This is a genomic window from Streptomyces cyaneofuscatus (assembly GCF_033109485.1).
Lineage (GTDB): Bacteria > Actinomycetota > Actinomycetes > Streptomycetales > Streptomycetaceae > Streptomyces > Streptomyces cyaneofuscatus.
Genome location: NZ_CP137002.1, coordinates 7,545,887 through 7,560,001, shown reverse-complemented (window position 1 = coordinate 7,560,001; position 14,115 = coordinate 7,545,887). Strand labels below are relative to the sequence as shown.

14 protein-coding genes are annotated in these 14,115 nt (G+C 74.3%); 9 read left to right on the top strand and 5 right to left on the bottom strand.

What is annotated here, in order from left to right:
• Positions 1–52 precede the first annotated feature (52 nt).
• Positions 53–1,420, top strand: a complete 1,368-nt coding sequence (locus R2B67_RS33475) for an FAD-dependent oxidoreductase (RefSeq protein ID WP_317823684.1) — start codon at positions 53–55, stop codon at positions 1,418–1,420.
• Between the two features lie 24 nt (positions 1,421–1,444).
• Here R2B67_RS33475 and R2B67_RS33470 read toward each other — a convergent pair whose 3' ends face one another.
• Both R2B67_RS33470 and R2B67_RS33465 read right to left on the bottom strand, forming a co-directional pair.
• On the bottom strand, positions 1,445–2,173 hold the full coding sequence (locus R2B67_RS33470) for a class I SAM-dependent methyltransferase (protein ID WP_109976714.1): 729 nt from the start codon (positions 2,171–2,173) through the stop codon (positions 1,445–1,447).
• Positions 2,174–2,276: 103 nt separating this feature from the next.
• The gene (locus R2B67_RS33465) at positions 2,277–2,681 is read right to left on the bottom strand and encodes a hypothetical protein (RefSeq protein WP_018515876.1); all 405 of its coding nucleotides are present in this window, start codon (positions 2,679–2,681) and stop codon (positions 2,277–2,279) included.
• 168 nt (positions 2,682–2,849) lie between these two features.
• On the opposite strand from R2B67_RS33465, the gene R2B67_RS33460 reads away from it, so the two are divergent.
• A complete protein-coding gene (locus R2B67_RS33460; RefSeq protein WP_317823664.1) occupies positions 2,850–3,404 on the top strand; it encodes a GNAT family N-acetyltransferase in 555 nt (184 codons plus the stop codon).
• On the opposite strand, the gene R2B67_RS33455 is transcribed toward R2B67_RS33460, so the two are convergent.
• On the bottom strand, positions 3,392–4,108 hold the full coding sequence (locus R2B67_RS33455; RefSeq protein WP_317823656.1) for a cupin domain-containing protein: 717 nt from the start codon (positions 4,106–4,108) through the stop codon (positions 3,392–3,394). The genes R2B67_RS33460 and R2B67_RS33455 overlap by 13 nt on opposite strands.
• 232 nt (positions 4,109–4,340) lie before the next feature.
• Here R2B67_RS33455 and R2B67_RS33450 point away from each other — a divergent pair, with 232 nt between their 5' ends.
• The 4 genes from R2B67_RS33450 (at position 4,341) to R2B67_RS33435 (ending at position 8,373) form a co-directional block, all read left to right on the top strand.
• Positions 4,341–5,426, top strand: a complete 1,086-nt coding sequence (locus R2B67_RS33450) for a WD40/YVTN/BNR-like repeat-containing protein (protein WP_317823650.1) — start codon at positions 4,341–4,343, stop codon at positions 5,424–5,426.
• Positions 5,427–5,507: 81 nt separating this feature from the next.
• The gene (locus R2B67_RS33445) at positions 5,508–6,185 is read left to right on the top strand and encodes a uracil-DNA glycosylase (RefSeq protein ID WP_317823643.1); all 678 of its coding nucleotides are present in this window, start codon (positions 5,508–5,510) and stop codon (positions 6,183–6,185) included.
• Complete coding sequence (locus tag R2B67_RS33440; RefSeq protein WP_317823634.1) at positions 6,182–7,387, top strand: N-acetylglucosamine kinase; 1,206 nt, start codon at positions 6,182–6,184, stop codon at positions 7,385–7,387. Before R2B67_RS33445 ends, R2B67_RS33440 begins: the two co-directional genes overlap by 4 nt.
• 62 nt (positions 7,388–7,449) lie before the next feature.
• Positions 7,450–8,373 carry a sirohydrochlorin chelatase gene (locus R2B67_RS33435; protein ID WP_078616041.1) on the top strand — a complete coding sequence of 308 codons (924 nt, stop codon included), beginning with the start codon at positions 7,450–7,452 and terminating at the stop codon, positions 8,371–8,373.
• Positions 8,374–8,519: 146 nt separating this feature from the next.
• Here R2B67_RS33435 and R2B67_RS33430 read toward each other — a convergent pair whose 3' ends face one another.
• Together R2B67_RS33430 and R2B67_RS33425 are read right to left on the bottom strand one after the other, a co-directional pair.
• Entirely contained in the window at positions 8,520–9,584 is a 1,065-nt protein-coding gene (locus R2B67_RS33430) for a lactonase family protein (protein ID WP_317823609.1), read from the bottom strand.
• Between the two features lie 103 nt (positions 9,585–9,687).
• Complete coding sequence (locus R2B67_RS33425) at positions 9,688–11,196, bottom strand: FUSC family protein (RefSeq protein WP_317823603.1); 1,509 nt, start codon at positions 11,194–11,196, stop codon at positions 9,688–9,690.
• 217 nt (positions 11,197–11,413) lie between these two features.
• On the opposite strand from R2B67_RS33425, the gene R2B67_RS33420 reads away from it, so the two are divergent.
• The 3 genes from R2B67_RS33420 (at position 11,414) to R2B67_RS33410 (ending at position 14,098) form a co-directional block, all read left to right on the top strand.
• Positions 11,414–11,899 carry an Lrp/AsnC family transcriptional regulator gene (locus tag R2B67_RS33420; protein WP_018515885.1) on the top strand — a complete coding sequence of 162 codons (486 nt, stop codon included), beginning with the start codon at positions 11,414–11,416 and terminating at the stop codon, positions 11,897–11,899.
• A 67-nt stretch (positions 11,900–11,966) separates the two neighbouring features.
• Positions 11,967–12,683: an HAD family hydrolase gene (locus R2B67_RS33415; protein ID WP_317823591.1), complete on the top strand. Its 717-nt coding sequence runs from the start codon at positions 11,967–11,969 to the stop codon at positions 12,681–12,683.
• A gap of 224 nt (positions 12,684–12,907) precedes the next feature.
• A complete protein-coding gene (locus tag R2B67_RS33410; protein ID WP_317825011.1) occupies positions 12,908–14,098 on the top strand; it encodes a serine/threonine-protein kinase in 1,191 nt (396 codons plus the stop codon).
• Positions 14,099–14,115: the final 17 nt, after the last annotated feature.

Here is a 14,115-nt window from a genome sequence, read left to right as displayed (position 1 = left end):
TTCCGGCCGTCGGTGCGATGCTGGAAAGCACCCCTCCGGGAAGAGGTGCGCCGTGCTCCGTGTCGCCGTCGTCGGTTCCGGTCCCAGCGGGGTCTACACGGCCCAGGCCCTGCTGAACCAGTCGCTCGTGCCCGAGGTGCGCGTGCACGTCCTGGACCGGCTGCCCACCCCGTACGGCCTGGTGCGGTACGGGGTCGCCCCCGACCACGAGAAGATCAAGTCGCTCCAGAACAGCCTGCGGGCGGTCCTGGAGGACGAGCGGGTCACGTTCGTCGGCCATGTGCAGATCGGCGGGGCGGGCGGTGTCCCCCCGGCCCGTCTGGCGGAGCTGTACCACGCGGTCGTCTACTGCGTCGGGGCCGCCGCCGACCGCCCGCTGGCGGTGCCGGGCGAGGATCTGCCGGGGAGCTGGTCCGCCACCCGGTTCGTCTCCTGGTACAGCGCCCACCCGGACATCGCCCCCGACGGCTTCGCCCTGGAAGCCCGCTCGGCCGTGGTGATCGGGGTCGGCAACGTGGCGGTCGACGTGGCCCGGATCCTGGCGCGCGGCGCGGACGAACTGCGCGCCACCGATGTGCCGAGGGCCGCGCTCGGGGCGCTCGCCGGCAGCCGGGTGCGCGAGGTTCACATCGCGGGGAGGCGCGGCCCCTCCCAGGCCCGGTTCACCACCAAGGAGCTGCGCGAGCTGGGGGCGCTGCCCGGGGCGCGGGTCGTCGTCGACCCGGCGGAGCTGGCCATGGACCCGGCGTACGCGGCCCAGGAGGGGCTGCCGTTGCCCGCGGTGGTGCGGCGGAACCTGGACGTGCTGCGCGGCTGGTCGGCGCTGGGAGAGCCCGCGGCGGCCGATGCCGCACGCCGGATCCGGCTGCGGTTCTTCCTGCGGCCGGTGGAGCTGCTGGAGCGCGGCGGGCGGGTGGCGGGGGTGCGGTTCGCGCGTACGGCTCCGGACGGTGCCGGGGGCGTCCAGGACACAGGTGCGTACGAGGACGTCGAGGCGCAGCTCGTGCTGCGGGCCGTCGGCTACCGCGGGGTGGAGCTGCCCGGCCTGCCCTTCGACCCGGTGCGCGGGACGGTGCCGCACGCGGCGGGGCGGGTCCTGCGGGACGGGGTGCCCTCGCCCGGGGAGTACGTGGCGGGGTGGATCAAGCGGGGGCCGACCGGGGTGATCGGTTCCAACCGGTCCTGCGCCAAGGAGACCGTCGCCTCGCTGATCGAGGACGCGCCCCTGCTCGCCCGCCGGCCGGCCGCACAGGACCCGCTGGCCGTGCTGCGGGCGTGGGGGCTGCGGCCGGTGGAGTGGGACGGCTGGCTGTCGATCGAGCGCGCGGAGGCGGCCCTTGGGCGTTCGCTGGGGCGGGGGCCGGTGAAGATCCCCGACTGGCAGGGGCTGCTGGCGGCGGCGCGGGGCGAGGAGGGGTGAGAGCCTGGCACCGGGGCGCCCGCGTCACTCCCGGGTGGCCACCACCAGGCGGGCGCGCGGGGAGCCGTCGGGGCGCTGCCCCAGGTCGGTCAGGGCCATCAGCCGCACGCTGAATCCGGCGTCGGTCAGGTCGTCGAGCACGTCGGAGAGCCGGAACGTGCGGTAGTACATGATGAACTTCGGGCGCCACAGGGCGTTGCGCACCCGCATCGCCGCGTCGAAGCCGAGGAGCGACCAGTAGGCGCGCGACCCCACGGCCGGCGGGGCGCCGATCGGGAAGACGAAGCGGCCGCCCGGCCGGAGCGACCCGTACACCTCGGCGAAGAGCCCGAAGCGGTCAGCGGGCAGGAAATGGCCGAACGCACCGATGCTCAGGGCCAGATCGAAGGCCGGGGCGAACGGGAGCGCCAGGGCGTCGGCCCGTACCCAGTCGACCGCCGGTCCGCCGTCCATCGGCGGGAGCGCCGTACGGGCCTCCGCGAGCATGCCCGCGCTGAAGTCGACCCCGGCGACCCTCTCCCGGCACACCTGCCGCAGCACGCCCACGCCCGCGCCGGTGCCGCAGCAGACGTCGAGGCCGGTATCGAAGGGGCCGAGCGGCTCCAGCGCCCGGGTGACGCTGTCGAGGACCCGGTCCGGGGTCCGGTAGGGCGTGTGGTCGAACTTCGGGGCGAGGAGGTCGTAGCCGCGCTCGGTCGACGAGAGCGCCTGGACGGCCAGTTCGCGGAGGGTGGGTCCCTGGTCGGTGAACATCACGGCCAGCCTAGCGAGGCGGAGGGCGGGCCGGAGACCGAAGTGGCCGCTCCTGGCGGCAGGATGGGCGGCCGGACGGCCACCGGACCTGCGGGCGAAGGCTTCAGCGGTCGCCGGGCAGCCGACGCCTGAGGGTGATCGCGGTGTTGACGTCGTAACTCTGGTTCCAGGTACGGCCCGCGCCGGACCTCCAGGTGACGTGGGCCGTGGAGCCGTCGGTCCGTACGCCGTCCACGGTCATGGAACGGTCACCGTCCCGTACGTCACCGCGCCGCAGCTCGCCCGCCGGGACCGTGACCGGCCCCTCGTCGGACGCGTTCTCCGTCTCCTCGGCCGCCCGGACCAGCGCGGCGGCCAGCTCCCGGGCTGCGGCCGGGGTGCACGACCAGCGCAGCTCGCCCGCCGGGGGCGTCAGCGTCACGGAGACACGGGGATCGGGTCCGGCCTCCCCCGGAGCCACCGCCACCGGCACGTCGTGACCGTCGGCGTCCGTGATCCCGCTGCGCATCGTCTGCTCCTCGTGCCCGGTCGTGCGGTGCCTGCCGCTGCGGGTGCCTGCCGCTGTGGTGTGTGCCGCTGTGGTGTGTGCCGCTCCAGCATCTCAGCTGAGCCGCGCACCACTGACCAGCGGAATTCGGTTGTGCCGGGAATCCGGCCGCACGTAGCTTCACCCCCTGTGAATCCTTTGCTGCGCACCGACCGCCTGTTGCTGACCCCGTACACGCCCGCCGACGAGGAGGAGTTCGTCGCCCTGTTCCAGGACGCCTCGGTCTCCCGGTGGATGGGCGACGGGCCGTCCACGGAGGCCGAGGACCGGGCGCTCTTCGGCCGGATCTTCACCAAGGTCTATGCCGAGAACCGTTTCGAGGTCTGGGCGGTCAAGGTCGGCGGCGAGCTCGTGGGGCACGCCGAGATCAAGCCGACCGAGGCCTCCGGCGGGCACGAGATCATCTACGCGCTCGCCCCCGGAGCCTGGGGCCGTGGCCTCGGTACGGAGCTGGCGCTCGCTCTCGTCGGGCACGGGTTCGACACCCTCGGACTGGCGGAGGTGCACGCGACCGTGGCCGCCGAGAACGCCGCCTCGCTGGCCGTGCTGGGCCGGATCGGCTTCGTCCACGTCCGGGACATCCAGGAGGACGACGGCAGCACCACGCGGCTGCTGACCTGCCCGCGTGACTCCACCCCCGCCGTGCGGGCTCCGGGCTCCCCGGAGACCGCTCAGACCCGGTAGACGTCCAGGCGGCCGCACATCCCGAACCGCCCCCGCTCCACGGGCCTTTGCCCGTGCACCCGTGCCTCCGCCAGATAGCCCCCGGCGCCGCGCCCCAGCGCGTCGAGCTGGGCGGCCGTCGCGGCGGCGGCCACGGCGGCACCCTGCTCCCAGCGGGCGCGCCACTCCCCCACCCGGGGCCGGACGAGCGCGGCGGCGGCGCGGTGGAACGCGGCGAGGGGCTCCGGGTCGCCCGCCTCCGCCGCCTCGCGCAGGGCGAGGAATCCCTCCACGGCGAGGTCACGCCGGGCGCGGGCGGCGTGCTCCCGCTCGGCCTCCGTACCGTCCGGGGGCAGCGCCGCGGCGGCGCCGTAGACGTCCGGGCCGGCGAGGAGGGCGGGCGGGAGCGTGAGGACGGCGTCGCCGGCCTCGGGCAGCCCGCTGTTCTGCATGAGCACGACGACGCGCAGCCCGTCCTCGTTGACCAGCCGGTGGATGGTGCCCGGGGTGAACCAGACGAGCGCCCCGGGCGCCAGGGGCGTCTGCCGGAATCCGGTGGCGGTGAGGGTCTGTACGGAGCCGGTGCCGCCGACCACCACGTACCCCTCGGAGCAGGTGAGGTGCAGGTGCGGGGTGCCGCCGCGCAGGCCGTCGGCGGCGGGCCAGTCGTAGACGGTCAGGTGCGAGACGGCGACGGCGCCGGGCAGTCCTTCGAAGGTCACCACGGGTGCTCCAGGGTCTCGGGGCTCGCCAGGGGACTGCAAGCGCTTTCTACGCCGCGCCAACGCTAGGTCCGCCGCCGGACGGCGGTCAAGGGAGCGGTCGCCGTGGGGGACGCGGGAGCTACGTACGAGGGCCGATGACCTGACCCGCCGGGAGCGTCCGCGGGCCACTGTCAGTGGTCGGGTGCAGACTGGCTCACATCCGGTACAACGGCGTAATCGGGAGGTCTCCACCATGACCGACGTACTCCTCACCGTGGGCACCCGCAAAGGTCTCTTCATCGGCCGCAGGCGCGAGGGGAACTGGAAGATCGAGGGGCCGCACTTCAACGCGCAGGCGATCTATTCAGTAGCCATCGACACCCGTGGGACCACGCCCCGGCTGCTGGCGGGCGGTGACAGCGCGCACTGGGGGCCGTCCGTCTTCCACTCCGACGACCTGGGCGAGAGCTGGGTCGAGCCGCAGCGTCCGGCGGTGAAGTTCCCCGAGTTCACCGGGGCGTCGCTGGAGCGGGTCTGGCAGTTGCAGCCGGCCGGCCCCGAGGCCCCGGACGTGGTCTACGCGGGCACCGAGCCGGCCGCCCTGTTCCGATCCGAGGACCGGGGCGAGTCCTTCGAGCTGGTCCGCCCGCTCTGGGAGCACCCGACGCGCTCCAAGTGGGAGCCGGGCGGCGGCGGGGAGGGGCTGCACACCATCCTCACCGACCGCCGGGACCCGCGTGCGGTGACGGTCGCGGTCTCGACGGCGGGCGTGTTCCGGACGAAGGACGGCGGGGAGAGCTGGGAGCCGGCGAACAAGGGCGTCTCGGCGGTCTTCCTGCCGGATCCGGACCCGGAGTTCGGCCAGTGCGTCCACAAGGTCACCCGGGACGCGGCCGACCCGGACCGGCTCTACCTCCAGAACCACTGGGGCGTCTTCCGCAGCGACGACGCGGGCGACAGCTGGAGCGACATCGGCGCGGGCCTGCCCTCCGACTTCGGGTTCGCCGCCGTGGCGCACCCGCACCGCGGCGACACGGCGTACGTCTTCCCGATCAACGCCGACGCCGACCGGGTCCCGGCGGAGCACCGCTGCCGGGTCTTCCGGACGCCCGACGCGGGGCGCACCTGGGAGCCGCTGACGGTGGGGCTGCCGGGCGGGGAGCACTACGGCACGGTGCTGCGCGACGCGCTCTGCACGGACGACGCGGATCCCGCCGGGATCTACTTCGGCAACCGCAACGGCGAGTTGTACGCGAGCGCGGACGACGGCGACAGCTGGCAGCAGCTCGCCTCACATCTGCCGGACGTGCTCTGCGTCCGGGCGGTGGCTCTCGGCTGAGTGACGGGGCCCGGGGGGGAGAGCGGCCCCCGGCTGACGGCAGTTGATCGGAGTGGTCGTATCACCAGTAGAGTGCGGCGCGTGGCAGCACGACCGTTGAAAGAGATCATCGAGCCGGGGTGGGCCGACGCCCTCGAACCCGTCGCCGAACGCATCGCCGCTATGGGCGACTTCCTCCGCGCGGAGATCGCCGCGGGCCGTACGTATCTGCCCTCCGGGGCCAACGTACTGCGGGCGTTCCAGCAGCCGTTCGAGGAGGTGCGGGTCCTCGTCGTCGGCCAGGACCCGTATCCGACCCCGGGGCACGCGATCGGGCTGAGCTTCGCCGTGGCGCCCGATGTCCGGCCGCTGCCGGGCAGCCTGGAGAACATCTTCCGGGAGCTGCACGCGGACCTCGGCCTGCCGAGGCCGTCCAACGGCGACCTCACGCCGTGGACCCGGCAGGGGGTGCTGCTGCTGAACAGGGCGCTGACCACCGCGCCCCGGCGGCCCGCCGCGCACCGGGGCAAGGGCTGGGAAGAGGTGACCGAGCAGGCGATCAAGGCGCTGGTGGGCCGGGGCACGCCGCTGGTGTCGGTCCTGTGGGGGCGGGACGCCCGCAACCTCCGCCCGCAGCTGGGCGACTTCCCCGCGATCGAGTCCTCGCACCCCTCGCCCATGTCGGCCGACCGCGGGTTCTTCGGCTCGCGCCCGTTCAGCCGGGTCAACGAACTGCTGGAGCGCCAGGGGGCGCAGCCGGTCGACTGGCGCCTGCCGTGACCGACGCCCCGTCCCCCGCACCCACCCCTGAGGCGTATGTCCTCGGGGTCGACTCCGGCGGGTCGGGGCTGCGGGTGGCGCTCGGCCGGGTGGACACGGACGGACCGCCGTTCACGGCTGTCTGCGCCGAGCCGGTGCGGACGGGGGCCGGGGGGATCGACGCGGCCCATCTGCTGGAACAACTGCTGCCCGCGGTGACGGAGTTGCTGGAGCGGGCCGGTGCCGGTGGCGCGGCCGACCCCTCTGGGCAGGTCGCCCTCGGACAGATCGCCGCGTTCGCGATCGGGGCCGCCGGAATGGCCACGCTCGGCGGGCGGTTGCGGGCGGAGCTGCCCGGTGCGCTCGCGGAAGCGCTGGGCGTACGCCGGATGGCGCTGGCCGCCGACGCGGTGACGGCGTACGCGGGCGCGGTGGGACAGCGTCCCGGGGCGGTCGTCGCGGGCGGCACGGGCATGATCGCCCTCGGCACGGACCTCACGGAGTGGCACCGGGCCGACGGCTGGGGTCATCTTCTGGGTGACAGCGGCGGCGGTGCGTGGATCGGCCGGGCGGGGCTCGACGCGGCGATGCGCGCCCACGACGGGCGGCGCGGCGGCTCCCCCGCCCTGCTGGCCCGGCTGCACGCCGTGTTCGGACCCGCCGAGGGGCTGCCGGGGCTGCTCTACCCGCGCTCCGACCGCCCGGCCGTGCTCGCCTCGTTCGCCCCCGAGGTGGCGGCGTGCGCCGGAGCGGACGAGGTCGCGGCGGGCATTCTGCGGGAGGCGGCCGCGCATATCGCCGAAGCGGCGGCGGCCGTCTGCCCGACGGCCGGCCCCGAGGGCGGCGACGTCTGCGAAGTGGCCCTGACGGGCGGGCTGTTCCGGATGGGCGAGCCTCTGCTCGGACCGGTGCGTGAGGAGCTGGCGCGGCTGGTTCCGCAGGCCCGCGTGACCACCGGGACGGGCGATCCGCTGACCGGCGCACTCCGGATCGCGCGCGCTCTGGCCCTGGACGGTCTGCGGCTGCCGCACCACCCGACGATGCTGTTCGTCCCGGCCGGGGACGGACCCTCAGGACCTTCCGGAGGCGTGGGAGCGGAGGTACGGAACGGGGAGCCGGAAAGCGACGGCGTACCGGCGGACGGGCCGGTGAGCGGGGCGGCGGACAGACTGACAGACAGGGACACTTCACCGGTACGCCACTCATCGGACATAAGCGGATAGTTAACGCTCGACCGGACCCTCCCCGAACAGAGGAGCATCCAAAACCAGTAGCATGCGGCGCCATGAGCACCCCCACTGGGCCCGCTTCCGGCCTGCCTGTACGAATGCCGCGACCTCGCCAGTCCGGACGGCACCGCCGCCCGGAGCCCGTGGTCGCACCTGAGGGCGCTGCCGCGCTCGTTCTCGCCGTTCCCGGTACCCCCTCCTCGGCCACGCGCAGTCTGGCCGAAGAGGTGATCAGCATCGCCCGTTCCGAGCTTCCCGGCCTCAACGCCCGGATCGGCTATCTCGACGGTGACGATGCCGAGTACCCGACTCTGGCCACCGTTCTCGCCCACTCCGCCGCCGAGCGCGTCCAGCGCTACGAGCAGGCCGTCGCCGTCGGCCGCGAGGCCACCGAGCCCGCCGGTCCGTCCGCCGTCGTGGTCCCGCTGCTCGCGGGTCCCGACAGCGCGCTGATCCGGCGGATACGGCAGGCCGTGATGGACAGCGGTACGCAGGTGGAGCTGACCGACGTGCTCGGTCCGCACCCGCTGCTCGCCGAGGCCCTGCACGTCCGGCTCTCGGAGGCCGGGCTGGCGCGGGCCGACCGCGCCAGGCTGTTCACCGTCGCCACCGCCGCCGACGGCATCGTGCTGGCCACGGTGGGCGGCGAGGAGGCCGTGCAGGCCGCCGGGATCACCGGCATGCTGCTGGCCGCCCGGCTCGCCGTGCCGGTGATGGCCGCCGCGCTGGACGTCGAGGGTTCGGTCGCCTCGATCGCGCAGCAGCTCCAGGGCTCCGGCTCGGCGCAGCTCGCGCTGGCGCCGTACCTGGTGGGCCCGGAGGTCGACCCCGGTCTGCTGGACGCCGCCGCCAAGGAGGCCGGCTGCGCGACCGCCGAGCCGCTGGGCGCCTACCCGGCGATCGGCAAGCTCGTGCTGTCGCTGTACGCCACGGCGCTGGGCATCACGCCCGCGACCCCGCAGGGCGCCCAGGCGCACTGACCCGGGTCGACGGAAGCGGCACGGACGCACGGAGAGCCGCGGCCCGGACCGGTCGGACCTTCAGGGGTCCTCCGGTCCGGGCCGCGGCTTTCCGGCTTTCCGGCCGTCTGTCTTTCCGGCTTTCCTGCTGCCTGTACGGCCCCGGGTCAGCCGAGGACGACGCAGGAGACCGCCGGGACCTCGACGGAGCCCGCGTGCTGCGGGATGCCCGTCTCCGCGTCCACGGCGAACCAGCTGACGTTCCCGGAGCGCTCGTTCGCCGCGTACAGCCACTGGCCGCTGGGGTCGAGGGTGAGGTCGCGGGGCCAGCGGCCGCCGCAGCCGACGGTGGCCACCAGGGCGGCCTTCTCGCCGGTCTCGTCCAGCGTCAGGACCGAGATGCTGTCGTGGCCCCGGTTGGCGGTCCACAGGAAGCGGCCGTCGTGCGCGACGACCACCTCGGACGGGTAGGCGCGTACGGAGCCGTCGGAGTCGCCCGCGGGCTCGGTCTCGGGCAGCACCGGGACCTCCCCCAGCGGCTCCGGACGGCCCGCCTCGGCGTCCCAGCGGCAGACGGTGAGGGTCGTCACCAGCTCGTTCAGGACGTAGACGTAGCGGCCCGAGGGGTGGAAGGCCAGGTGGCGCGGTCCGGTGCCCGGACGCAGCGGTGTCTCGCCGTGCGGCTCCAGGGCTCCGGTGGCCGGGTCCAGGGCGCTGACCCGTACGGAGTCGGTACCGAGGTCCACGCTGACCACCCAGCGGCCGGAGGGGTCGGGCAGCACCTGGTGGGCGTGCGGGCCCTCCTGGCGCTCGCTGTCGGGGCCGCTGCCCTCGTGCCGGACGACCGAGGAGACCTCGCCGAGCGATCCGTCGGCGAGCACGGGCAGGGCGGTGACGCTGCCGGATCCGTAGTTGGCGGTGACCAGGTGGCCCGCGGCGAGCGCGAGGTGGGTGGGGCCGTCGGCGTCGACCGGCCGTACAGGGCCCAGGAGGGCCGGTACGTCGCCGCTGACGTCGAAGGCGGCCGCCGAGCCCGGTGCGCTCTCGCCGACGGCGTACAGGGCCTCTCCGCCCGGTCCGAGTGCGAGGAACGAGGGGTCGGGCAGGGCGTCCGAGGACCCGAGCAGGGTCAGCGCCCCGGTGTTCCGGTCCACCTCCGCGACGGTGACGCCGAGGCCGCCCGCCGAGGTGAACGACCCCATGAATGCCCGTCCGGTGCTGCTGCCGCCCATCGCACTACCCCACTTCACCGTCGCCGTGATCTTCCGGCCGACGGTAGCAGGCACACCACATCAGGTCTGGACCAATCCGCAGGACGGCGGGAAAGGGGTGGGCTCAGGCGGCGACCGGGGCCCGGGGCGGGCTGTGCAGGGGCGTGGCGAGGTCGGCCAGTGCCCGCTCCAGGCCGTGCAGATGGGCCAGGGCGGGGTGATCCACAGCGGCGCCGGACTGCACGCCCGCGCGCACGGCTCCCCGCTCCTCCCGGCTCTCCTGGCGCAGCAGCTCCTCCACCGCCTCCTCCACCCGGGAGCAGGCGGCCGAGAGCCGGGCGTCGTGCGAGGCGGCCGGGTCCGCGGCGATGGAGGCCAGGCCGCGCACCTCCCGTACGCAGTCGTCCAGCAGGGCCAGCACCTGGCGCGCCCGCACCTTGCGGGCCTTCAGCGGGCTCAGGGGGTGCACCAGCGGGGCGAGCGAGAGCCGGACCCGGCCGAGCAGCACCTCCAGCTCGGCGACCCGGGGGCCGGGGTCGGCGCTCGGGGAGCCGGCGAGGCGCTCGGCGGCCTCGGCGGCGCAGGCGTGGACGCACCGCAGGGCCTTGCGGATCCACGCGTCGGTGATGGCGTGGGTCGTGACGGGCAGGACCACCAGCACGGCGAGCACCGCGCCGAGCGCGCCGACGGCCGTCTCCGCGACCCGCAGCCAGAGCAGAAAGGCGTCCAGGACGCCCAGGACCCCGTAGAGCACGCCGACCATGACGGTGACGAAGAACATCATCCAGCTGTACGAGACCGCCGCGGTGTAGAAGATCCCGAAGACGCAGACCGCGACGATGGCGGCGGTCGGCGCCCCGGCGCCCTCCAGCGGGATGGCGACGAAGAAGCCGGCGGCGATACCGATCACGGTTCCCAGGACCCGGCGGAAGCCGCGTACGAGGGTCTCGCCGCGCGAGGTGGTGTTGACGAATACCCACCAGGTGGCGCCGACCGCCCAGTACCAGCGCTGGTCGGAGAGGACCTGCCCGAGGCCCAGCGCGAAGGCGCCGCCCAGGGTGGCCTGGACCGCCTGCCGGGTGGTGATGCGGGCCAGTCCGTGCCCCTCCGGAGGGACGGGCACGGCCACGGCGGGCAGTCGTCGCTCGTAGCACCAGAAGCCGAAGCGGACGGTGGAGGAGACGGCGAGGGACAGCAGGACGGCGGCGTACAGCTCGGGCAGCTGGCTCACCTCCGTGTGCAGGAACTGGGCGGCGAAGAAGGTCATGAAGGCGAAGACGCCCAGCGAGTGCCCGCGCGGCCCCCAGCGCCGGGCGTAGACGCCCGCGCCCATGACAGCGAGGAAGGTGAGGTCGCGGGCGACGGGCTGGTCGTGCAGCACGGCGGCGACGGCGAGGACCGGGAGCCCGGCGACGGGAAGCAGCGCGGTCGTGACGGCCTGCTGCCGCACCGTGGCGTCCATGACCGTGAAGAGGGCCAGCAGCGCCGCGAGACCGCCGGTGATAGCGGCGACGAGCGAGTGCCCGACGAGCCCGCACAGCGCGACCGCGAGCCCGATCCCGATGACGGCCCGGCTCGCGAACCGCAGCCGCACCCTCCCCGGGTCCGGTGCCACGAACACCCTCTTCAGCACACTGCTCCCCTTCCGCGTCTCCCGTGGGCCCCGCGCGCTCGGCATGAAAAAGGCGCCACGGAAGTCCGCGGCGCCATCGACAGCACCATCAGAGCATCCTGGGGGCCTATGGATCAAACGACGGCGAATCTCCTGGACCAATGGCATAGTTACGGACCGGATCCGTGGGCCAGGAGGAGGCCAACGGACCACCGCACCAGAAGGAGGTCGGCGGACCATGGCCGTGGACGCTCTCGACACCCGGATCCTGCGCCTGCTGATCGAGCAGCCGCGCACCAGCGTGCGGGAGTACGCGCGCATCCTCGGGGTGGCCCGCGGCACCCTCCAGGCCCGGCTGGACCGGCTGGAGCGGGACGGGGTCATCACCGGTACCGGGCCGGCCCTCTCCCCCGCCGCCCTCGGCCACCCCGTCCTCGCCTTCGTCCACCTGGAGGTCACCCAGGGGCATCTGGTCGAGGTCGGTGACGCGCTGGCGGCCGTTCCCGAGATCATCGAGGCGTTCTCGACCACGGGGGGCGGGGATCTGCTGACCCGGGTCGTGGCCCGGGACAACGGGCACCTGGAGGACGTGATCCAGCGGCTGATCCAGCTGCCGGGCGTGGTCAGGACCCGGACGGACGTGGCGCTGCGCGAGCGGGTGGCGCACCGGGTGCTGCCGCTGGTCGAGTCCGTGGGGCGGGCGGCGGCCGGCCAGACCGGCTGAGGCGGCCGGGGCGCCCGGGCCCGGAGCGGGGCCGTTGCGGCACGCTGGAGGCCGGGTCCGTTGCGGCATGCTGGAGGCCATGATTCCGCGACCCGGCCTCCATGTGATCTTCGACCTCGACGGCACGCTGGTGGACAGCGAACCGAACTACTACGAGGCGGGGCGCCGGCTCCTCGCCCGGTACGGGGTGAGCGACTTCAGCTGGGAGGACCACACCCGCTTCATCGGGATCGGCACCCGGGAGACCCTGACCGCCCTGAGGGGCGAGTACGGGATCGACGCCCCGGTCGACGAGCTGCTCGCCGGGAAGAACGCGCTCTACCTGGAGCTGGCGGGGGCCTCCACCGAGGTGTTCGGGCAGATGCGGGCCTTCGTGGAGCTCCTGCACGCCGCCGGGGTGCCGATGGCGGTGGCCTCCGGCTCCTCCCGGGCCGCGATCGGGGCGGTGCTCGCGGTCACGGGGCTGGAGGCGTACATCCCGCTGTACGTCTCCGCCGAGGAGGTCGCGCACGGGAAGCCGGAGCCCGACGTCTTCCTGGAGACGGCCCGGCGGATGGGGGCGGAGCCGGCCGACTGTGTGGTGCTGGAGGACGCGCCGCCGGGGGCCGCGGCCGCGCACGCGGCGGGGATGCGGTGCATCGCCGTCCCCTATGTGCCCGCGACCGCCTCCGACCCGGCGTTCAAGGCCGCCGATCTGCTGTTCGCGGGCGGGCAGTCGGCTTTTACGGCGGCGGCCGCGTACGGCTGGCTGCGGGGCGAGGCCCGGCCGGGCGGCCGTTCCTGAAGGTGCCGGGCCGTCAGCCGCGCCTCGGCGGAGGGCCGTCGGGACATCGGCGGCTCCGCGGACCGATATCCTGATCATGTCGTTCACTCCGCCGTGCAGGGTCCCTCAGGGGGCAGGCCGCCGCGCGGTGGACCGGCAGTCGGAGCGGGCCACGATTCGAGTTAGGTGAACAGGTGCTGGTAGCTGGTCGGTACCGGTTGATATCCCCCATCGGCCGTGGCGGTATGGGCGAGGTGTGGCGCGCCGCGGACGAGGTGCTGGGCCGTGCCGTGGCCGTGAAGCTGCTGCTGGGGGACCAGGCGGACGCCTCGTCGACCGCCCGGTTCCGGCTGGAGGCCCAGACCGCCGCCCGGCTGAGCCACCCGCACCTGGTGGCCGTCTTCGACTTCGGGGCCTGGGAGGACCGCTTCTTCCTGGTGATGGAGCTGGTCGAGGGGCAGAGCCTCGGTGATCTGCTCGCCGCCCAGGAGCGCGTCCGTCCCGAGCAGGTCGCGCGGATCGCCGGGGAGGCGGCGGCCGGTCTCGCCGCCGCGCACCGCCAGGGCATCGTCCACCGGGACATCAAGCCGGGCAACCTCATGCTGGACGCGGACGGTTCGGTGAAGATCGGCGACTTCGGCATCGCCCAGTTCGTCGACGACCCCTCGACGGCGCTGACGACGGCCGGTCACATCGTGGGCACCAGCCTGTATCTGGCGCCCGAGCGGGCTCTGGGGCGTACGGCGGACTCCGCGTCCGACATGTACTCACTGGGCTGCGTCGTCTACCAACTGCTGCTCGGACAGCCGCCGTTCAAGTCCGACACCGCGACCGCCACGCTGTACCAGCATGTCGACACCCCGCCGGTCCCGCTGCGGCAGCGCGGTGTGGACATCTCGGCCGCGTTCGACTCGTACCTCCTGGGCCTGCTGGCCAAGAAGCCCGAGGAGCGGCCCACGGCGCAGCAGGTCTCCGACTGGTTCCGCACCGACGCCTGGCGCGGCCGTCCGGAGCCGCTCCCTATGCCGAAGCCCGCGTCGCGCCGGGCCGCCCCCTCCCCCGCCCCTTCGCCGTCGGCCCCGGCCGCTCCCGCGGGCCCTGCGACGTACCGGCTGCCGCAGCCCACGGGGCGAAGACGCTCCACCACGTCCCGGGCGGTCCCGGCCCGCCGCCGCAGTACGCGGGAGGCGATCCGCCGGCGTCCGAGGGTGGCGAGCGCCATCGCGGGGACGGCGACGTTCCTGGCAGCCGTCTATCTGGGGATGATCCTGTTCTCGCCGGACTCCAGCTCGGCCGACACCCCGGCCCCCGGCCCCTCCTCCGGCCCGGCCTCGCAGGAGGTCCAGGACGGCGGAGGGCAGCCGGGGGAACAGGGGCAGCAGCAGGGGCAGGGGCAGCAGCAGAATCAGGAAGAGGACGACGAGCAGGACGACTGAGTCCCGCTCGCCTGACC